Here is a 19014-nt window from a genome sequence, read left to right on the forward strand (position 1 = left end):
TTAAAAGATAGAGCGACCAATACGCTCAGCCAAGAGTTCTAACATCTTAGTGCCCGCTAAAGAATTACCTGACGCATCAAGCTCTGGCGACCAAACCGCAATCGTCATCTCCCCAGGAACAACAGCAATAATACCGCCACCTACGCCCGATTTACCCGGCATGCCAACACGATAAGCGAACTCTCCTGCGCCATCATACAAACCGCAAGTCGCCAATAAGGCATTGATCTGCTTACTTTGTGTCGGCGTTACTATCGCTTCCTTGGTATGCACGGACACCCCTTTATTCGCCAGATAACTGAAGGTTTTCGCTAATTGAACACAGCTCATTTTAAGTGAACAAGCGTGAAAATAGTTGTGCAGCACCGGGATAACGTCATTATCGAAATTACCAAACGATCGCATCAAATAGGCGATGGCAGCATTGCGATCGCTGTGCATCATTTCTGAAGCCGCTACCACTTTGTCGTATACGATGCCCTCTTCACCCGACAACTGACGTACAAACTCCAGTAAGCGCTGCCGAGGGGCTGATAAACGGCTATGCAGCATATCCGCCACCACAATAGCTCCAGCATTGATAAAAGGGTTACGCGGAATGCCCTGCTCCATTTCAAGCTGGATCATTGAATTAAACGCTTGGCCTGAAGGCTCTTTTCCGACACGAAGCCATAGCTCTTCTGGTTTATAGAGCATCATAGCGAGCGTTAAGCTCAAGGCTTTAGAGATGGATTGAATTGAGAATCCTTCCGTGGCATCTCCAGCCGAAATCACTTCACCTTGATTGGTGTAAACCGCGATCGCCAGCTTGTTATTCGGTACTTTGGCTAAAGCAGGAATGTAATCGGCGACTTTTCCTTTGCCGATCAGTGGGTGAACCTCACACAAAATATCAGCAAGCAGATTGGGTGTTAGCTTCATGGGTGACCTTACCTCGGGTGAGAAATGTTTTTCTCTATTTTTATAATGATTTTCGTAGGGCGCTAAGGCCGAAAAAGCCAACATTACAACAATGTTGGCTTTTCTTTAATCGCTAATTTTGTTGCAGCAACAAAAGTGAGTCGTTACGCGGTGCGTTTATATTTGATATCCCACACACCATGACCTAAACGGTGACCACGCGCTTCAAATTTAGTCAAAGGACGCTCTTCAGGACGAGGAATATAGTCACCTTCTACGGCAATATTGGCAAATCCCGGCGCTTGATTCATCACTTCAATCATATGCTCAGCGTAGTTTTCCCAGTCCGTCGCCATATGAAAGATGCCCTCTTTCATTTTTAGTTTTTGACGCACCATTTCCGCAAATTCTAACTGCACAATACGGCGCTTATGGTGACGTTTTTTATGCCAAGGATCAGGGAAGAACAGTTGCAGTGTATGCAGGCTGCCATCAGGGATCATGTGTTCAAATACTTCCACTGCATCATGGCACATCACGCGTAAATTAGTCACGCCAGCATCACGAGCGGCTGACAAACAGGCGCCAACACCTGGGCTATGCACTTCAATACCAAAGAAGTTTTTTTGCGGTGCATTTTTAGCCATTTCAACTAATGAAGCGCCCATACCAAAACCGATTTCTAAAACCACCGGGTTATCGTTACCAAAAACCGCCGCCCAATCGAGCAATTGTGGCTGGAAATCAATACCCATTGTTGGCCAACATTCATTCATTGCCGCTTCTTGGCCTTTGGTTAATCGACCCTCACGACGAACGAAACTACGGATTCGACGCAGTATTTTGCCTTCTTCGGTATATTCGTTGGTGGTTACTTCACTCATTGATCTTGCCTGCACATTGATTAATCAAAGCGGGGATTATCCAAAGAATTATTCTCGGTGCAAGTGTTATCGAAATAAACTTGTTGGATAAATCCACACAATTTGTCCGTTTTACAACGTCACATTTATGTGGTGCAATTTTGCTCCACTAAAACTATAAACCAAAGAGCCTGTCGTGACACCTTTCGCTAACGCCATTTTAAAATGGTATGACGCCTATGGGCGCAAACATTTGCCGTGGCAACAAAACAAAACGGCCTACAGCGTTTGGCTGTCGGAAATTATGCTCCAACAAACTCAAGTCGCCACGGTAATCCCTTATTTCGAACGCTTCATGCAACGCTTTCCAACCGTGATTGATTTGGCCAATGCAGAACAAGACGAGGTACTGCACCTATGGACCGGCCTTGGTTATTACGCACGTGCGCGCAATCTACACAAAGCAGCCAAAATAGTGGCCAGCGAATATGGCGGTGAGTTTCCCCTTGATATCGAACAGATGAATGCTCTACCGGGTATTGGCCGATCAACCGCTGCGGCGGTGCTTTCTTCGGTTTATAAGCAGCCGCACGCCATTTTAGATGGTAACGTAAAGCGTACTTTAGCTCGCTGTTTTGCTGTCGAAGGCTGGCCGGGGCAAAAAAAGGTTGAAACTCAGTTGTGGCAACATGCCGAACAAAATACGCCAGCGCAAGATGTTGATAAATATAACCAAGCCATGATGGATATGGGGGCGATGGTCTGCACACGCAGCAAACCGAAATGCACGCTCTGCCCAGTTGAATCTTTTTGCATCGCCAATAAACAAAATAACCCACTCGATTATCCGGGCAAAAAACCAAAAACAGACAAACCAACCAAACAAACCTGGTTTGTGATGCTGCACCATAACCATCAAGTATGGTTAGAACAACGCCCTCAAAGTGGAATTTGGGGTGGATTATTTTGCTTCCCTGAAAACCCCAATAGCGCCATCGAAGATCAACTTGATCACAGAGCCATCAAAGAGAGCGCTATCCGCTCTATTCGCCCACTCATCGCTTTTCGCCACACGTTTAGCCATTATCATTTAGAGATCACACCGATCTTGGTGGAGTTATCTCAACAACCGAACATCATCATGGAAGCAAGCAAAGGTCTTTGGTATAACTTAGCCCAACCGGAACAAATCGGCTTAGCCGCTCCTGTAAAACAGTTGCTAGAAAGCCTTCCATTTGAAATTAACCCTTAAAACACCGAAGAGGAAGTGACCATGAGCCGCACTGTATTTTGTGCTCGACTAAATAAAGAAGCCGACGGTTTGGATTTTCAACTGTACCCAGGTGAATTGGGTAAACGTATTTTTGACAACATCTCAAAAGAGGCTTGGGCACAATGGCAGCATAAGCAAACCATGCTGATCAACGAGAAAAAACTCAATATGATGGACCCTGAACATCGTAAATTGCTGGAAACCGAAATGACCAACTTCCTATTTGAAGGAAAAGAGGTCCATATCGAAGGTTACACGCCACCAAGCAAATAAGAGATACCTTATTTATTTCGAGGATAATCAATGACATCATGGTAAACGCTCTGATGTCATTTTTGTATTGGGAAGATAATGAGAAAGCTGACTTACTTTTTTATTGCAATGCTACTGGCCGGTTGTAGCCGAGAATTAGTTGAACGCATATACAGCGTCGACTATGAGCCGACCAACCGTTTTGCCAAAAACTTAGCGCAATTACCCGGGCAATTTGTCAAAGATACCGCCGCCTTAGATGCACTGATCGGCAGTTTTTCTGGCAACATTGAGAAACGTTGGGGCAGTAAAGAGATCAAAGTCGCCGGTAAAAGCAACTATGTAAAATACATCGATAATTACCTGAGTCGTTCCGAAGTCAATTTCTCCACGGGAACCATTATTATCGAAACAGTTTCCCCAACTGACCCCAAAAAACATCTGCGCAATGCCATTATTACCACCTTGCTCACGCCTGATGATCCCGCACACGTTGACCTTTTCTCTTCACAAAATATCGAATTGAATGGTCAGCCATTTTTGTACAACCAAGTGCTTGATCAAGATAAACAACCGATCCAGTGGGGTTGGCGCGCGAATCGATTTGCTGATTATCTTATTGAAAATAAATTAAAAGTTAAGAACGTTGATTTCAAAAAAGCCTACTATGTGGAAATTCCTATGGTAGCGGATCATGCCTCTAAACGAGGTTATAAATACGCCGACATCGTGCACCGAGCCTCGAAAAAATATAACATTCCCGAAGATCTGATCTACGCGATCATAAAAACTGAAAGTAGCTTTAACCCCTACGCCGTCAGTTGGGCCAATGCGTATGGCTTGATGCAAGTGGTTCCTAAAACCGCAGGTCGAGATGTTTTTAAACTGGTCAAAAATAAATCTGGTGAGCCCAGCCCTGAATATCTGTTTGATCCCGAAAAAAATATTGATACGGGAACGGCCTATTTTTATATTCTGAAAAACCGCTACCTCAAAGAGGTCAGCCATCCAACGTCACTCGAATACAGTATGATTTCGGCCTACAACGGCGGCACAGGAGGAGTACTGAATACCTTTAGCAAAGATAGGAAACGAGCGATGAGGGACTTAAATTCACTGCAACCCAATCAAGTCTATTGGGCGCTGACCCAAAAACACCCTAATGCTGAATCGAGAAGGTACTTAGAAAAAGTAACAAAATTCAAAAAGGAATTTAACGCAGGTGGATAAAAAAGCGCAGCTTTGTCTAAATTCGCAGCAAACAAACCGTTTTTTCAAAATATTTCCAAAAAGCAGTTGACGATTGAAGGGAAAATCCGTTTAATAGCGCTCCGTTGCCCGGATAGCTCAGTCGGTAGAGCAGAGGATTGAAAATCCTCGTGTCGGTGGTTCGATTCCGCCTCCGGGCACCACAAATTAAATTGTTGGTGCTTTTGTTAAAGTAGCAGCAAGCAATAAATAAAGTGCGCCGACTTAGCTCAGTAGGTAGAGCAACTGACTTGTAATCAGTAGGTCACCAGTTCGATTCCGGTAGTCGGCACCATTTATTGCCTCGATAGCTCAGTCGGTAGAGCAGAGGATTGAAAATCCTCGTGTCGGTGGTTCGATTCCGCCTCGAGGCACCATTATTTGGTGCGAAGTCTTAGACTTACACAGATAATTCCCCCTTAGTTCAGTCGGTAGAACGGCGGACTGTTAATCCGTATGTCGCAAGTTCAAGTCTTGCAGGGGGAGCCACTTTTAAAGCCAAGTCTAACGACTTGGCTTTTTTATTACCTGTCATATTTATCCAATCCCCTCTACCTCTACAGCGATTACCTCTACAACGATTGAATTATGGGTCAGTCCATTTTCCGTCAAAAACTAAAACCAGTCTGGTGAGTTTGCTCCTTTAGTGTAACCAAGCGGATAAACGTGTGTTTTTCAACGCGCTTTTATTCGCTATTTGCTCCATTCAAAGCTCCTATTTTCTTTTCAACGCCTCTTTCCCTATCTAATCTGACACTAATTTTTAACGAAAATGGGCAAAAACGAGTCACTAAGTATAGAAAAACAACAAACGACATTTTTTTTGCATTTTACTGTTGACGTTAAATGCGAAAAACCTTTTAATACACCCCGTCGCCCGGATAGCTCAGTCGGTAGAGCAGAGGATTGAAAATCCTCGTGTCGGTGGTTCGATTCCGCCTCCGGGCACCACAGTTTCTAAATTGTTGGTGCCTAGCACAGACAATAAAATTAAAGATAAAAATGTGCCGACTTAGCTCAGTAGGTAGAGCAACTGACTTGTAATCAGTAGGTCACCAGTTCGACTCCGGTAGTCGGCACCATTCTTTAAAACCTGTTCCCCCTTAGTTCAGTCGGTAGAACGGCGGACTGTTAATCCGTATGTCGCAAGTTCAAGTCTTGCAGGGGGAGCCACTTTTCATCAATGAGCATTGCTTATTGATTCGGCGCCGACTTAGCTCAGTAGGTAGAGCAACTGACTTGTAATCAGTAGGTCACCAGTTCGATTCCGGTAGTCGGCACCATTTATCTGCATAAGATAAGCAAACATTCTGTTCCCCCTTAGTTCAGTCGGTAGAACGGCGGACTGTTAATCCGTATGTCGCAAGTTCAAGTCTTGCAGGGGGAGCCACTTTCTAAAGCCAAGTTTTCAAACTTGGCTTTTTTTGTGTCTTGCGTATGCTCATAATAAAAAGAGCCAGTTTGCACCAGCTCAATCGATTGGAACGTTCGCGGTAATTCACGATAGCCGGTTACTTAAAACCCTTCTCTTTCTTAATCAAATCGTACGCATTTTGGATCTCTTGCGATTTTTCTTTCGCAACGTTCATCATCTCTGGTGGTAAGCCTTTGGCCATCAATTTATCTGGGTGATGCTCATTCATCAATTTGCGATAGGCACGTTTAATCTCTTTAGCATCCGCATCTTCACTCACGCCTAACACATCGTAAGCATCAGTGAGGCGTTCAGCTTGCGCGGCTTGTTGCCACTGCCCAGATTGCTGGTAGCCTTGTTGTTGGCCACCAAAATTTCCGCCTTGTTGAAAACGAAAGGCCGCTTCTTGCATACGCAAGCGTCTTTCCAGTTGATCGGATGAGAAACCTAAACTACGAGCGATTTTGTGCAGTACATTGCGCTCGCTAGGATGAACATCCCCATCGGCAAACGCGGCTGATATTTGCAATTCGAGGAAAAATTGCAACAAGTCAAAGCGTCCACCCGTCGAAAGGCGCACACGCTCCAACACTTCCTCTAAAGGAAAGCCACTCTCTTTCCCCTCACGAAACGCATCTTGAGCCGCTTTACGTTGCTCACCATGTAAGTTCATACGCTCCATCATGATGGTAGCTAGCTGGATCTCTTCTTTGGTGACTTGCCCTTTCGATTTAGCAACATGGCCCATGACCGCGAAAGCGGCTTTAAAAAATTCGTCTTGTCGCTCGGTTTGGCTTGGTCCAGAACCAAATGAGCTAGTTTTAAACCCCGCTTGATTCAAACGACGAGCTTTATCAAATTGATGCCCGAGAAACAAACCAAAAAATGCGCCAAACGGTCCTCCAAATAAGAAGCCAAAAAAAGCGCCAAGAATTTTGCCAAAAATATGCATTATGTGCTCTCAATCTATGAATTTTTCAGGAGTAAAGCGGTCTGATAGTGCCGGGAGCTTCAATTTCCTTTATGATAAGAAACGTTTTATTTTACATTCGGCCATCCATCTTCCGAATCAATCAAGTTCAAACAGGATAGTACAACTCGATGTCATGTTTTTCCCGCACCTTGTTAGCCGCTTCAATTAGCGCAGCTCTTTTTGTGCCACAGACTCAAGCAGAAGCTATGTTAGACAATAGTGTGCAGGAAATGCCCGCTATAGATCAATGTTTGATCAACGAACCTGAAGCAGAAAACTCAAGTCAGCAACCGATTAATGTTGAGGCTGATACGCTAGAAGCCGTGAACGGTGAACGCGCAAACTACTCAGGCAATGTGGTCGTTGTTCAAGGTAAAAAACGCATTCTAGCGGATACCGTTACCCTGCATCAGAAAGATAATATTGTGGTTGCGCAAGGTAATGTCAACTTCAGTGACGGTGAAGTAAGGACCATTTCTGATAAAGCAACCAACAATCTTAATACGGATTTAATGACATTAGAGAACACAAAATATCAATTTTTGTGTGAACCCGGCCGCGGTGAAGCTGTGTATATTTCCAAAACGGGTAAGGCCGTTTATGAGATAGAAGATGGTTCGATTACCTCTTGCCCTGAAGGCAATAATGCATGGCGATTGAAAGCATCCAGCATTGATATTGACCAAAATGAAGAGCAAGCCACTTTTTATAATCCGCGCTTCGAGATTCAAAATATTCCGATTTTTTATCTGCCATTTCTTACGGTGCCGATTGGCGACACACGTAAAACGGGATTTTTATACCCTACCGTTTCTTACGGTTCTAGCGATGGTTTTGAAGCCCAAGTACCTATTTATTGGAACTTAGCGCCAAACTATGACCTAGAAACGACCTTTAAATATATGCAAGAACGCGGTACGCAATTAAACAGTGAATTCCGTTATCTGAATGATTTTGGTACAGGTAACATTAAATCTGAATATTTACCTGATGATCAAAAACATCCGGAAAAGGGCAGCCGCTGGGGCTTCCAATACCAACACAGTGGTATTTTCAACCAAGCTTGGAAGTTTGAAATTGACTACTCTCAAGTCAGTGACATTAGCTACTTTAGTGATTTAGACTCAGGTATCGGTAACCGAGAAGATGGTCAGCTTATCCAAGAAGGTAAAGCCACCTACCGGACCCACAATTGGGATTCATCGATACTGGTTCGCGACTTTCAGCTGCTTACAGAAGACAAAACTAGCACCAACCAACCCTATCGCTTGATGCCACAGATTGCGTTTAATTACTATGCGCCCGAATTATTACCGTATTTGAACTTTGATATGGTGAGCCATCTATCGCGTTTTGAAACCGATGCAAGAGGAAAACCTGCAGCCACCCGAGCGCACATTGAACCGGGCTTTACTATTCCTCTCAGTAACACCTGGGGCACTTGGACAACCGAAGCGCGAGTGCTTGGTACTTATTACCAACAAGACCTCAACGGTGTTGACCTCAATTCGGATAACTATAAAGACCTAAAAGAGAGCGTTTCACGCATCATTCCGGAATTTAGAACTCATGCTGGTTTGGTGCTAGAGAGAGATACGGTTCTGTTTGATAATTATACGCAAACACTTGAGCCGCAGATTCAATACATGTACGTACCGAGAGAAGATCAGCGCAATATCGGGCTGTACGATACTACATTACTACAAACCGATTACTATGGTTTATTCCGCAGCCGTAAGTATAGCGGAGTCGATTATATTGCCCCAGCAAATCAGATCAGCTACGGTGCCTCTTCACGGTTTTTCGACGATCAGTATAAAGAGCGTTTAAACATCTCTTTTGGTCAGATTTTTTACCTCAAAAAAAATCTCAAGAACTCCTCACCCAATGAGACTGAGAATTTAGACACTAACTCCAACTACTCGGCTTGGGCCGTCGAAATGGATTTCAACTATGATGATTTACTCTTCTACCATGGCGGGGTTCAGTACGACATAGACAGCAGTACGATGCAGCTCGCCAACAGCACTCTAGAGTATCGGGTTGGCTCTAGCTATATTCAAACTAACTATCGCTATGTAACTAAAGACTATATAGAAAACACCGTTGACTTTAATACCAGTGGAATAACAAAAGACGGGATATCTCAAGTAGGTTTGCTGGCTCGCTACAAGATCTCTAAAAAATGGAATGCCCGCGGACAGTACTTCTACGATTTAACCACGGAAAATAGCCTGGAGTGGCTGGCTAACCTAAGCTACACCTCAGATTGTTGGTATATTGGTTTTACTTATAGTAATCAACTGCGGAAATGGGATGGTGATTTTGTTACTGACCCTAATGCTACGCCACTCTACGAAAATAACTTTAGTTTGAACTTTGGTATTGTCGGTTTTGGCACCACGATTGGTGCAGGTTCCGGAATGACGGGCGTAGACAGCGCTGGAAATTCATTAAGTTATGGTCGTCCATTTTTCCTAAACAACTAATTTATTCGGCCTTTGCTTAAGCGTAAAGGCCCTTGCTCATTTTGATAGGACTACAAATGAAATTGTGGAAACACACACTGATTGGATTGATGGCAACATTAAGCCTAAACACCGCATCCGCTACTCCTGTTGAGCTCGATCGCGTCGCCGTCATCGTCAATAGTGGCGTTATTTTACAGAGTGACATTGATGGTGCATTAAAAACCTTGACCATTAATGCAAAGAAAAATGGTCAAACGCTACCCGAAGAGACTGTGCTGCGTGAGCAAGTGGTTGAAAAATTGATTATTGATACCATTCAGCAACAAGAAGCACAACGCATTGGCGTTCGCATTGACGATAACCGACTCAGTGACGCGATCGCCGACATCGCGAAAAACAATAATCAAACCCTAGAACAGCTTAACGCTTCTGTTACTGCTGAAGGGCTGACTTATGCGGAATTCCGCGAACAAGTACGTAAAGAAATTGCAGCAAGTGAAGCGCGCAATGCTTTAGTTCGTCGCCGGATCAATATATTACCGGACGAAGTGGACAACTTAGCCAATATTCTTGCGCAAGAAACCAATGCAACGGTGCAATATAAAATCAGCCACATCCAACTGCGTGTTGACGACACTCAAGATAAGGCCGCAGTAGAACAGCAAGCCAAAACCTTAGTCGAAAAACTCAACCAAGGAGCGGATTTCAGCACCATGGCTTATACCTATTCAAAAGGTCCGAAAGCGCTGCAAGGTGGTGATTGGGGCTGGATGCGCAAAGAAGAAATGCCGACAATTTTTGCCGACCAAATCAAAATGCAAAACAAAGGCTCTATTATTGGGCCATTTCGCAGTGGCGTCGGTTTCCACATTCTTAAAATTGATGACGTCAAAGGATTAGAAACCGTCGCGGTCACGGAAGTTAATGCACGCCATATTTTAATCAAACCCACGGTTATTTTAAGCGATGACGGCGTACAAAAAGAGCTACATGACTTCATTCGTCGCATTAAGGCAGGTGAAGCGACCTTTGGTGAATTGGCGCAGCAATACAGCCAAGATCCCGGCTCTGCGGCGCAAAATGGCGAATTGGGTTATCAAACACCGGATCTGTACGTGCCGGAGTTTCAACATCAAATCGAAACATTATCGGTTGGGCAAATCAGCGAACCCTTTAAAACCGTTCATGGTTGGCATATTGTCGAAGTGCTTGATCGCCGTGAAGTCGACCGCACCGACTCCGCACTGAAAAACAAAGCTTATCGCATTCTTTTTAATAGAAAATTCAATGAAGAAGCCAGCGCATGGCTACAAGAAATGCGTGCCAGTGCCTTTGTCGAAATTATACAGGACAACCAAGATGACAATTAAACGCATCGTGGTTACCGCTGGCGAGCCCGCGGGTATTGGCCCAGATTTGGTGCTGGCCTTATCAAAAGAAGATTGGGCACATCAACTGGTGGTATGCGCGGACAAAAGCTTGCTTGCAGAGCGCGCTAAAGAGCTCAATATTGACGTTATATTGGAAGACTACTTAGTCACCTCCGCACCAAAACCACAGCAAGCGGGACGGTTAGTAGTGGATCATATTCCCCTCGGCGCACCGGTGATAACGGGGAAACTGAATGAAGCCAATGGACATTATGTATTAAATACATTAGAAAGAGCCGCTTTAGGCTGTATGAATGATGAATTTGATGCTATTGTCACCGGCCCTGTGCACAAGGGGGTGATCAACCGAGCTGGCGTTGCATTTAGCGGCCACACTGAATTCTTTGCTGAAAAATCTAATACTCCACTGGTGGTTATGATGCTCGCAACAGAAGGGTTGAGAGTCGCGCTAGTGACAACACATATTCCACTGGCTTATGTATCACAGGCAGTAACGGTCGAGCGGTTAGAAAAAATCATCACTATTTTGCATAAAGATTTGGTGGAAAAATTTGCCATTGCTCAACCCAAAATTTATGTGTGTGGTTTAAACCCACACGCGGGAGAAGATGGCTGTCTGGGCCGTGAAGAGATAGAAACCATCACTCCAACACTAGAAAAAATTCGTCAGCAAGATGGCATTAATTTGATTGGCCCACTACCAGCCGACACCATCTTCAATGACAAATACTTGCAAGATGCCGATGCTGTTTTAGGCATGTATCACGACCAAGTCCTACCCGTATTAAAGTACAAAGGCTTTGGTCGTTCAGTAAATATTACTCTTGGTCTACCCTTTATAAGAACATCGGTCGATCATGGCACCGCACTCGAATTGGCAGGGAAAGGGCTTGCGGATACAGGGAGCTTTAGAACAGCACTCGCCTACGCGATTGACTTGGTAGAAAAGAAACCTAATTAATTTCGAGAAAACTATGAGAAATGATGTCCACTTAGGGCACAAAGCGCGTAAACGTTTTGGTCAAAACTTCCTAAACGATCCATACATTATTGATGGCATCGTCTCTGCGATTAACCCTCGTCCGGGACAAAATTTGGTTGAGATCGGCCCCGGTCTTGGAGCGATAACTGAGCCAGTCGGCCGCGAAGTGGATAAATTCACTGTTATTGAGCTAGACCGTGACTTAGCTGAGCGCCTGCGCAACCACCCAGAATTATCGAGTAAATTGACGATTCACGAAGGCGATGCGATGCGCTTTGACTTTACGCAGTTGGTGAAGCCGAATAATAAACTGCGCATTTTCGGCAACTTGCCATACAACATTTCAACGCCATTAATGTTCCACTTATTTGAATTCCATAAAGATATTCAAGATATGCACTTCATGCTGCAAAAAGAAGTGGTCAACCGTTTAGCTGCCGGTCCCGGCAGTAAAGCTTACGGGCGCTTAACGGTTATGACGCAGTATTTCTGCAAAGTGGTTCCTGTGTTAGAAGTTCCGCCAACGGCTTTTGTGCCGCCACCGAAAGTTGATTCAGCCGTGGTGCGTTTGGTGCCTTATGAAGTACTGCCGCATCCAACGACAAACATGAAATGGTTAGAGCGTGTCTGCCGAGATGGTTTTAACCAACGTCGTAAAACCGTACGCAACTGCTACAAAGGTTTGATTGAGGTGGAAACGCTAGAAGAACTTGGGGTCAACCCTGGCATGCGCCCGGAAAACCTAACACTTGAACAGTTTGTTGCTATGGCAAACTGGTTAGACGCTCATCACGCCTAATAACGATTGAGCGATAAACGGCCAATGTCTATCGCTCATCTATAAAAACAAGGAGTTAACATGGATATCTCTGAACCTTGTATCAAAATCCAAGTCCATACCCAGTATCTCCCCGAGCAGTCCAATCCCGATTTACACCGCTATATCTTTGCCTATGTGATCACCATCCGTAATCTCAGCAACCAGCAGGTACAGCTGATGAGCCGCCGTTGGTTAATTACCGATGCGAATGGCAAACAGATATCTGTGGAAGGTGATGGCGTGGTCGGGGAACAACCGATTATCTTGCCCAATGATGAGTACCGCTATAACAGTGGTACGGCGTTGGAAACGCCAGTCGGTGTTATGCAAGGTCATTACATTATGTTAGATGAAGCGGACGCTGAATTTATTGTTGAAATTGAGCCTTTTCGTCTCGCTATTCCTAATGTTTTAAATTAAAAGAGGTAGCCGTGGCGAACTATATTGTCGGCGACATTCAAGGCTGTTTTGACGAACTACAGTGTTTATTGGCTCAAGTGCAATTCCAACCACAACAAGACACACTGTGGGTAGCTGGCGACTTAGTAGCAAGAGGCCCTAAATCTCTAGAAACGCTACGTTTTATCAAACAATTGGGTAGTTCGGCGCGTATCGTTCTAGGCAATCACGATCTTCACCTACTGGCCGTCTCGCTGGGCATCCACCCATGTAAACCTCGTGATAAAACCTTACCCATATTACAAGCGAACGATGCAACAGAGCTGCTCACTTGGTTGCGCCATCAACCGCTCCTCGCTGAACATGCTGACTTTGTTATGTGCCATGCGGGGATTTCTCCTCTGTGGGATCTTGAAACTGCACGTCAAGCAGCAAAAGAAGTCGAAAGTATTTTGCAAAGTGATCGTTGGCGTTGGCTTATCGAGCAGATGTACAGCAACACACCTGATATGTGGAGCTCGAAGCTAGAAGGGATTGACCGCTATCGCTATACCATCAATGCCTATACTCGGATGCGTTTTTGCTTTGCTGATGGGCGTCTTGATATGGCGTGCAAACTTCCCCCTCAAGAAATAAAAGATGAAGAATTGTTACCGTGGTTTGCCCTACCCAAACGCCTTAAACTCGATAAAACAGTCCTCTTTGGCCACTGGGCTGCGTTAGAAGGTTACCGCAGCGACGAAGTGATAGGGCTTGATACTGGCTGTGTGTGGGGAGGATGTTTGACCATGCTACGCTGGGAAGATAAACACTACTTCACTCAACCAGCGTTAACCCATAAAGGCTAACGAATAAAAAGATCCGGATCGTTGCTTAATATCGATCCGAAATCCTCTATTGCTTATCAAAAACCACAAACTGCATGTTGTGAGCATTTTTGTCATCCGCTTGATACATTTCACGATGAACTTCTTGCCACTCACTCCCCCACTCGGGAAATTGCGTATCTCCCTCAATATTTAAGTCAATAAAGGTGAGGTATAGTTTATTGGCCTGTGGCATACAGGCTTGATAGATAGAGCCGCCACCAATGATCATCACTTCATCCACATGACCCGCAACCTCAATGGCTTCTTCAATCGAAGAGACAATACTCACCCCATCAATTGCCAATGAAGCATCACGACTGATCACGATATTATGGCGACCAGGTAACGGACGACCAATAGACTCATAAGTTTTTCGCCCCATGATCACTGGTTTGCCCAACGTACAGCGTTTAAACCATGCAAAATCTGCCGGTAAATGCCATGGCATTTGATTGTCTTTACCAATAATCCGATTGTCTGCCATCGCGGCAATCATGCTGATGATCATAAATAAGATCCTAAAGTGTCATCACGAAAGATAGCCCATGCCCTTACACTATGGGTTTGCGCCGATAGAATAACAAACCCGGCACCGCAAGGCCAACCGCTAAGCCCGCGATAATAAACATCGCTTTTAAAAAATTATCCATCAGTATCGCCAGCAGCTCTGGCGTAAAACCAAGATGGTTAATTTCAACCATTGCAATCATCGCTTTAAAGGCAAAAACCCCGGGAACCATTGGGATCAAAGCCGCTACCGTAAACACTTTAGGGTGAGCTAAAAATTTACGCGACCAACGCACGCCAATCATTCCAACGATAGTTGCAGCAAAAAAAGTCGCCCACTCAATGGGAATTCCAAATTGCATCATTAAGTAACGTGAGCCATGACCAATCGCACCACCTAACGCACAATATTTTAGGGCTGGTACAGGAACATTAAACACCAAAGCAAAACCAACGGCTGGGATTGCAGCAAAAAACATATCATTGGCTAAACCGAGTAATAAATTCATCCAATCCATCGCTACCACCCCCATACACCCGTCACGCTCATCGCCGCAACGATGCCTAAACTCGTTGCCAACGTAAGCAAACTTGCCATCACAAAACGGGCAATACCCATATTGATATAACCTTTAAGCATATCCGCGACCGCATTAATTAAAGGAAAACCGGGGACTAACATCAGTACAGAAGAAGCCATCACAATGGTTGGTTTATTGCCTAGTTGGTAGATGATAGCTTGCGCTGAAATGATCGAAGTAACAAATGAGGTCACCGTAAAGTTGACGAGCGGATTAAATTGGCGATGCCCAATCTCTTGGCGCACAATCATACCCGCCGCAGAAGCAATGAACGTCATCGTAAACACAGTCCAATCTCCGCCAGCTAAACGAGCAAATGCAGCACAAGAAAGACCAATCATCACCACAACCAACCAACGGTTGTAGCGTTCAGGGCTGATCTGATTGAGTTTTTTCTGCGCAAGGGAATAATCTAAAATCCCTTTTTCCATCATGATGCAGATGCGCTGGACTTGCGTCACTACCCGCATATTGATCCCACGATCAGGACAACGGCGCGCAGTCGTAATGCAATGGCCATCGTAAACCGTGGTTAGCACAAGTGAACTCGCCGAGAGCGATACTTCCACTTCACTCATGCCACACGCCGCTCCCATGCGACGCATAATATCGCCCACCAGTGTACTTTCCGCACCATGAGCCAACAACATTTGCCCAGCTTGGGCGATCAATCGAGAAACAAGCCTCTGTTTGGATGTCATGATTCCTTTCCGAACGTCCTAAAAGCCCAATAGTGTGCCCGAAATTGGGTGCTTTAAATATGATTTAGCTATAAAAAAGCCGCAATAATTATTGCGGCTCAATCAATTCAGGAAAATTAATCACGAACATAGATAACGTGACCGTCATCTTCTTCGTCGTCCCAATCATCCCAGTCATCACCATCTTCAGTGATCACATTTTGGCTGTTCATCTCATCTTTATGGTAATCATCCCACATGAAATCGACTTTCTGAGCTTCACTGAGCTCTTCCTGCTCACGAGGTAACGTTTCCATATAGTCAGCCAACTCACGGCACAAATCCGCCGTACCTTGTTGGTTTACTGCCGAAATTTTGAAGTATCGCCCTTCCCAAGCCAGCGCATCTAAGATCTCTTGGATCTTTTCATCGGCTTCTTCTTCAAGCATCAGATCAACTTTGTTGAACACCAACCAACAAGGTTTTTGTGACACTTTTTCACTGTATTGCTCTAGCTCATCAAAGATGGTCAGCGCATTTTGCGCAGGATCACTTTGATCAATAGGAAGAATGTCGATCATATGCAGCAACACTCGGCAACGTTCTAAGTGCTTTAAGAAGCGAATACCTAAACCAGCACCATCGGCCGCGCCTTCAATCAAGCCCGGAATATCAGCGATCACGAAACTTTTCTCAGGAACCACACTCACGACACCCAAACTTGGGATCAGCGTAGTGAAGGGGTAATCAGCGACTTTTGGCTTCGCTGCTGAAACAGAACGAATAAAGGTTGATTTACCCGCATTCGGCAAGCCAAGCATACCCACGTCAGCTAACAGTAAAAGCTCAAGGCGTAATTCGCGCACCTCACCTTTTTTACCCATGGTTTTTTGGCGTGGTGCACGGTTAACGGATGACTTAAAGCGAGCATTACCTAAACCATGCCAGCCACCTTTAGCGACCATCACTTTTTTGCCATGCTCTGCAACTTCACCCACAACTTCATTGGTGTGAATGTCAACCGCTCGAGTCCCGACAGGCACCTTCAAAGTAATGTCTTTACCGCGCTTACCTGTACAGTTAGCACCGCCACCATTTTGGCCGCGCTCAGCAGCGTAAAAGCGTTGGAATCGGTAATCAACCAAGGTATTTAAGTTTTCATCGGCTTGGATATAAACGTCGCCACCATCGCCGCCATCGCCGCCATCAGGGCCGCCTTTCGTCACGAATTTTTCACGCCAAAAGCTCACGACACCGTTACCGCCATCACCCGCTTCGACTTTAATTATCGCTTCATCAACGAATTTCATTTGTTACTCCACGCTCTTTGCGTTGCGATATCATTGTCACACAATGATATAAATTCTAGCAGATACACATTCAGGATCGACCGTGATCATCCTTCGTTTTATCCACAATTGGAACACATAAGGAGAAACTCTAGTGATTAGAGTGTCTTCTTTTCTGTTCGGCTGATAAATAAAAAACCCCACCGTAACGGCAGGGCTTTTGAGTTCAGTTAGGTATAAATTTATTCAGCGTCGATGCTAACAAATTTACGGTTTTTAGGACCTTTAACTTCAAATTTCACTTTACCTTCAGTAAGAGCGAAAAGAGTATGGTCTTTACCGATACCAACGTTAGTGCCTGCGTGGAACTTAGTACCACGTTGACGAACGATGATGTTACCTGCAAGAACAGATTCACCACCGAAACGCTTAACACCAAGACGTTTGCTTTCTGAATCGCGGCCGTTACGAGTAGAACCGCCAGCTTTTTTGTGTGCCATTGTTAAACTCTCCTAAATTACTTAAGCGTTGATGCCAGTGATTTTCACTTCAGTGAACCACTGACGGTGGCCTTGTTGTTTACGAGAGTGTTTACGACGACGGAACTTAACGATTTTAACTTTATCGCCACGACCGTGTTGTACTACTTCAGCAGTAATTTTACCGCCTTCAACAAGAGGTGCCCCAACAGTGATTTGCTCACCGTTAGCAACTAGTAGAACTTTATCAAATTCAACAGTTGCACCAGTTTCAACGTCTAATTTCTCTAAACGAAGAGTTTGACCTTCGCTTACACGGTGTTGTTTACCACCAGATTGGAAAACAGCGTACATATTTTACTCCGCTCTTTCCGCACAGCCGTATGCTTTTTATTTGAGCAATTTGGGTGTGCGCTAAACTAATCATCAATAGGGCGCAGATTCTACGCGAATGAGTACCCCAAGACAAGCCATATTTTGAAAAAATTGGCGAAAAGCTAATCGCCAATGAAAAGTGGCGCAATCATGCCTTTAAGCCTTGTATTAATCAACGTTTTTTAGTGTATTATTCGAGAATTATAGAAGAACACAACACCTTATAGGTTCTAACTTCAGCCGGATTAACCATGGATTTTAAAGCTATCCAAACGCTTACTGCCGATGACATGGCAAAAGTGAATGAAACGATTCAAGCTCAGCTCAACTCTGATGTATCTTTAATCAATCAATTAGGATTCTACATCGTCAGCGGAGGTGGGAAACGTCTGCGTCCTTTGCTGGCTATTTTGTCGGCTCGAGCCCTTGGTTATCAAGGTGAAGCGCACACGACTGCCGCTGCATTTATTGAATTCCTCCACACGGCAACCTTGCTGCATGACGACGTTGTCGATGAATCAGATATGCGCCGTGGCAAGGCAACAGCGAACGCGGCATTTGGCAATGCAGCGAGCGTGTTAGTGGGGGATTTCATCTACACGCGTTCCTTCCAAATGATGACTACACTAGGATCGTTAAGGATCCTTGAGCTGATGAGCGATGCGGTGAACGTTATCGCTGAAGGCGAAGTGCAACAATTGATGAACTGTAATGATCCAAACACTACCGAGGAAAATTACCTACAGGTGATCTACTCGAAAACGGCGCGTTTGTTTGAAGCAGCGACCCAGATTGGCGCGATATTAAGTAACGCTTCTCCTGAAATTGAAACAGCATTACAGAACTATGGTAAATACCTTGGCACGGCTTTCCAGCTCATTGATGACGTGATGGATTACACCTCTGATGGCAGTGAAATGGGCAAAAATGTGGGCGATGATTTAGCGGAAGGCAAACCAACACTTCCTCTATTGTACGCAATGCAGCATGGTACACCCGAACAAAAAGAGATGATCCGTGAGGCCATCGAAAAAGCCAATGGCATGGAACAGCTGGATGCAATTCTAGCGGCAATGAAACAGACAGGCTCGCTTGAATACACAACCAACAAAGCGCTCGAAGAAGCCGATAAAGCGATCAATGAGCTGTCTATCCTGCCAGAAAGTGAATATAAACAAGCCCTGATAGCTCTAGCTCATATGGCTGTGAATAGGACAAAGTAGAACAGCAGCTAGCTTGGACGAAGAA

The 19014-nt window shown here is 44.9% G+C and carries 19 protein-coding genes and 9 tRNA genes; 19 read left to right on the forward strand and 9 right to left on the reverse strand.

Annotation, left to right across the window (positions count from 1 at the left end; all coding sequences use genetic code 11):
• Complete coding sequence (gene glsB / locus AACU59_RS10055; protein ID WP_094145146.1) at positions 1-921, reverse strand: glutaminase B; 921 nt, start codon at positions 919-921, stop codon at positions 1-3.
• Between the two features lie 143 nt (positions 922-1064).
• Positions 1065-1784, reverse strand: a complete 720-nt coding sequence (gene trmB, locus AACU59_RS10060) for a tRNA (guanosine(46)-N7)-methyltransferase TrmB (protein ID WP_094145147.1) — start codon at positions 1782-1784, stop codon at positions 1065-1067.
• 175 nt (positions 1785-1959) lie between these two features.
• Here trmB and mutY point away from each other — a divergent pair, with 175 nt between their 5' ends.
• The 12 genes from mutY (at position 1960) to AACU59_RS10120 (ending at position 5926) form a co-directional block, all read left to right on the forward strand.
• A complete protein-coding gene (gene mutY / locus AACU59_RS10065; RefSeq protein ID WP_013857828.1) occupies positions 1960-3015 on the forward strand; it encodes an A/G-specific adenine glycosylase in 1056 nt (351 codons plus the stop codon).
• Between the two features lie 21 nt (positions 3016-3036).
• Positions 3037-3309, forward strand: coding sequence for an oxidative damage protection protein (locus tag AACU59_RS10070; RefSeq protein WP_010320634.1), 273 nt, complete (start codon positions 3037-3039; stop codon positions 3307-3309).
• A 78-nt stretch (positions 3310-3387) separates the two neighbouring features.
• Entirely contained in the window at positions 3388-4518 is a 1131-nt protein-coding gene (mltC, locus tag AACU59_RS10075) for a membrane-bound lytic murein transglycosylase MltC (protein WP_161437742.1), read from the forward strand.
• A gap of 106 nt (positions 4519-4624) precedes the next feature.
• Positions 4625-4700 (forward strand) — tRNA-Phe (locus AACU59_RS10080).
• A gap of 55 nt (positions 4701-4755) precedes the next feature.
• Positions 4756-4831 (forward strand) — tRNA-Thr (locus AACU59_RS10085).
• 6 nt (positions 4832-4837) lie between these two features.
• Positions 4838-4913: transfer RNA gene (locus AACU59_RS10090), tRNA-Phe, on the forward strand.
• Positions 4914-4949: 36 nt separating this feature from the next.
• A tRNA-Asn gene (locus tag AACU59_RS10095) sits at positions 4950-5025 on the forward strand.
• 386 nt (positions 5026-5411) lie between these two features.
• Positions 5412-5487 (forward strand) — tRNA-Phe (locus AACU59_RS10100).
• 55 nt (positions 5488-5542) lie between these two features.
• Positions 5543-5618 (forward strand) — tRNA-Thr (locus tag AACU59_RS10105).
• Positions 5619-5633: 15 nt separating this feature from the next.
• Positions 5634-5709 (forward strand) — tRNA-Asn (locus AACU59_RS10110).
• Positions 5710-5743: 34 nt separating this feature from the next.
• Positions 5744-5819 (forward strand) — tRNA-Thr (locus tag AACU59_RS10115).
• Positions 5820-5850: 31 nt separating this feature from the next.
• Positions 5851-5926 (forward strand) — tRNA-Asn (locus AACU59_RS10120).
• A 121-nt stretch (positions 5927-6047) separates the two neighbouring features.
• Here the strand turns inward: AACU59_RS10120 and djlA are convergent.
• Complete coding sequence (djlA, locus tag AACU59_RS10125) at positions 6048-6902, reverse strand: co-chaperone DjlA (protein ID WP_094145839.1); 855 nt, start codon at positions 6900-6902, stop codon at positions 6048-6050.
• Between the two features lie 149 nt (positions 6903-7051).
• Here djlA and lptD point away from each other — a divergent pair, with 149 nt between their 5' ends.
• The 6 genes from lptD to apaH are packed head-to-tail and all read left to right on the forward strand — an operon-like array spanning position 7052 to position 13834.
• Positions 7052-9412, forward strand: a complete 2361-nt coding sequence (lptD, locus tag AACU59_RS10130; protein WP_161437743.1) for an LPS assembly protein LptD — start codon at positions 7052-7054, stop codon at positions 9410-9412.
• Between the two features lie 56 nt (positions 9413-9468).
• On the forward strand, positions 9469-10764 hold the full coding sequence (gene surA / locus AACU59_RS10135; protein WP_094144475.1) for a peptidylprolyl isomerase SurA: 1296 nt from the start codon (positions 9469-9471) through the stop codon (positions 10762-10764).
• Positions 10754-11746 carry a 4-hydroxythreonine-4-phosphate dehydrogenase PdxA gene (gene pdxA, locus AACU59_RS10140; protein WP_094144476.1) on the forward strand — a complete coding sequence of 331 codons (993 nt, stop codon included), beginning with the start codon at positions 10754-10756 and terminating at the stop codon, positions 11744-11746. Before surA ends, pdxA begins: the two co-directional genes overlap by 11 nt.
• A gap of 13 nt (positions 11747-11759) precedes the next feature.
• The gene (rsmA, locus tag AACU59_RS10145; RefSeq protein ID WP_013857835.1) at positions 11760-12566 is read left to right on the forward strand and encodes a 16S rRNA (adenine(1518)-N(6)/adenine(1519)-N(6))-dimethyltransferase RsmA; all 807 of its coding nucleotides are present in this window, start codon (positions 11760-11762) and stop codon (positions 12564-12566) included.
• Positions 12567-12626: 60 nt separating this feature from the next.
• On the forward strand, positions 12627-13007 hold the full coding sequence (gene apaG / locus AACU59_RS10150; protein ID WP_094144477.1) for a Co2+/Mg2+ efflux protein ApaG: 381 nt from the start codon (positions 12627-12629) through the stop codon (positions 13005-13007).
• A gap of 11 nt (positions 13008-13018) precedes the next feature.
• Positions 13019-13834: a bis(5'-nucleosyl)-tetraphosphatase (symmetrical) ApaH gene (gene apaH / locus AACU59_RS10155; RefSeq protein WP_013857837.1), complete on the forward strand. Its 816-nt coding sequence runs from the start codon at positions 13019-13021 to the stop codon at positions 13832-13834.
• Positions 13835-13880: 46 nt separating this feature from the next.
• Here the strand turns inward: apaH and folA are convergent, their stop codons facing one another.
• From folA to rplU, 6 genes are all read right to left on the reverse strand, one after another.
• Positions 13881-14363, reverse strand: a complete 483-nt coding sequence (folA, locus tag AACU59_RS10160; RefSeq protein ID WP_094133413.1) for a type 3 dihydrofolate reductase — start codon at positions 14361-14363, stop codon at positions 13881-13883.
• Between the two features lie 43 nt (positions 14364-14406).
• On the reverse strand, positions 14407-14895 hold the full coding sequence (locus AACU59_RS10165; RefSeq protein WP_013857839.1) for a threonine/serine exporter family protein: 489 nt from the start codon (positions 14893-14895) through the stop codon (positions 14407-14409).
• Complete coding sequence (locus AACU59_RS10170; protein ID WP_013857840.1) at positions 14883-15644, reverse strand: threonine/serine exporter family protein; 762 nt, start codon at positions 15642-15644, stop codon at positions 14883-14885. The genes AACU59_RS10165 and AACU59_RS10170 overlap by 13 nt, the downstream gene beginning before the upstream one ends.
• A gap of 116 nt (positions 15645-15760) precedes the next feature.
• Entirely contained in the window at positions 15761-16933 is a 1173-nt protein-coding gene (gene cgtA / locus AACU59_RS10175; RefSeq protein WP_010320622.1) for an Obg family GTPase CgtA, read from the reverse strand.
• A 221-nt stretch (positions 16934-17154) separates the two neighbouring features.
• Complete coding sequence (gene rpmA / locus AACU59_RS10180; protein WP_010320621.1) at positions 17155-17412, reverse strand: 50S ribosomal protein L27; 258 nt, start codon at positions 17410-17412, stop codon at positions 17155-17157.
• 21 nt (positions 17413-17433) lie between these two features.
• A complete protein-coding gene (gene rplU / locus AACU59_RS10185) occupies positions 17434-17745 on the reverse strand; it encodes a 50S ribosomal protein L21 (RefSeq protein WP_010320620.1) in 312 nt (103 codons plus the stop codon).
• 272 nt (positions 17746-18017) lie between these two features.
• Here rplU and ispB point away from each other — a divergent pair, with 272 nt between their 5' ends.
• Complete coding sequence (gene ispB / locus AACU59_RS10190; protein ID WP_017047084.1) at positions 18018-18989, forward strand: octaprenyl diphosphate synthase; 972 nt, start codon at positions 18018-18020, stop codon at positions 18987-18989.
• Positions 18990-19014 lie beyond the last annotated feature (25 nt).

This window comes from Vibrio sp. V23_P3S9T160 (assembly GCF_963886625.1).
In the GTDB taxonomy this organism is placed as follows: Bacteria; Pseudomonadota; Gammaproteobacteria; order Enterobacterales; family Vibrionaceae; genus Vibrio; species Vibrio anguillarum.

What these genes read in the sequence shown, in the direction of transcription:
- djlA (WP_094145839.1), bottom strand. Translation starts at nt 6,902, where the DNA reads ATGCATATTTTTGGCAAAATTCTTGGCGCTTTTTTTGGCTTCTTATTT.
- AACU59_RS10165 (WP_013857839.1), bottom strand. Translation starts at nt 14,895, where the DNA reads ATGGGGGTGGTAGCGATGGATTGGATGAATTTATTACTCGGTTTAGCC.
- glsB (WP_094145146.1), bottom strand. Translation starts at nt 921, where the DNA reads ATGAAGCTAACACCCAATCTGCTTGCTGATATTTTGTGTGAGGTTCAC.
- AACU59_RS10170 (WP_013857840.1), bottom strand. Translation starts at nt 15,644, where the DNA reads ATGACATCCAAACAGAGGCTTGTTTCTCGATTGATCGCCCAAGCTGGG.
- ispB (WP_017047084.1), top strand. Translation starts at nt 18,018, where the DNA reads ATGGATTTTAAAGCTATCCAAACGCTTACTGCCGATGACATGGCAAAA.
- rsmA (WP_013857835.1), top strand. Translation starts at nt 11,760, where the DNA reads ATGAGAAATGATGTCCACTTAGGGCACAAAGCGCGTAAACGTTTTGGT.
- folA (WP_094133413.1), bottom strand. Translation starts at nt 14,363, where the DNA reads ATGATCATCAGCATGATTGCCGCGATGGCAGACAATCGGATTATTGGT.
- surA (WP_094144475.1), top strand. Translation starts at nt 9,469, where the DNA reads ATGAAATTGTGGAAACACACACTGATTGGATTGATGGCAACATTAAGC.
- AACU59_RS10070 (WP_010320634.1), top strand. Translation starts at nt 3,037, where the DNA reads ATGAGCCGCACTGTATTTTGTGCTCGACTAAATAAAGAAGCCGACGGT.
- mltC (WP_161437742.1), top strand. Translation starts at nt 3,388, where the DNA reads ATGAGAAAGCTGACTTACTTTTTTATTGCAATGCTACTGGCCGGTTGT.
- pdxA (WP_094144476.1), top strand. Translation starts at nt 10,754, where the DNA reads ATGACAATTAAACGCATCGTGGTTACCGCTGGCGAGCCCGCGGGTATT.
- lptD (WP_161437743.1), top strand. Translation starts at nt 7,052, where the DNA reads ATGTCATGTTTTTCCCGCACCTTGTTAGCCGCTTCAATTAGCGCAGCT.
- trmB (WP_094145147.1), bottom strand. Translation starts at nt 1,784, where the DNA reads ATGAGTGAAGTAACCACCAACGAATATACCGAAGAAGGCAAAATACTG.
- rplU (WP_010320620.1), bottom strand. Translation starts at nt 17,745, where the DNA reads ATGTACGCTGTTTTCCAATCTGGTGGTAAACAACACCGTGTAAGCGAA.
- apaG (WP_094144477.1), top strand. Translation starts at nt 12,627, where the DNA reads ATGGATATCTCTGAACCTTGTATCAAAATCCAAGTCCATACCCAGTAT.
- cgtA (WP_010320622.1), bottom strand. Translation starts at nt 16,933, where the DNA reads ATGAAATTCGTTGATGAAGCGATAATTAAAGTCGAAGCGGGTGATGGC.
- rpmA (WP_010320621.1), bottom strand. Translation starts at nt 17,412, where the DNA reads ATGGCACACAAAAAAGCTGGCGGTTCTACTCGTAACGGCCGCGATTCA.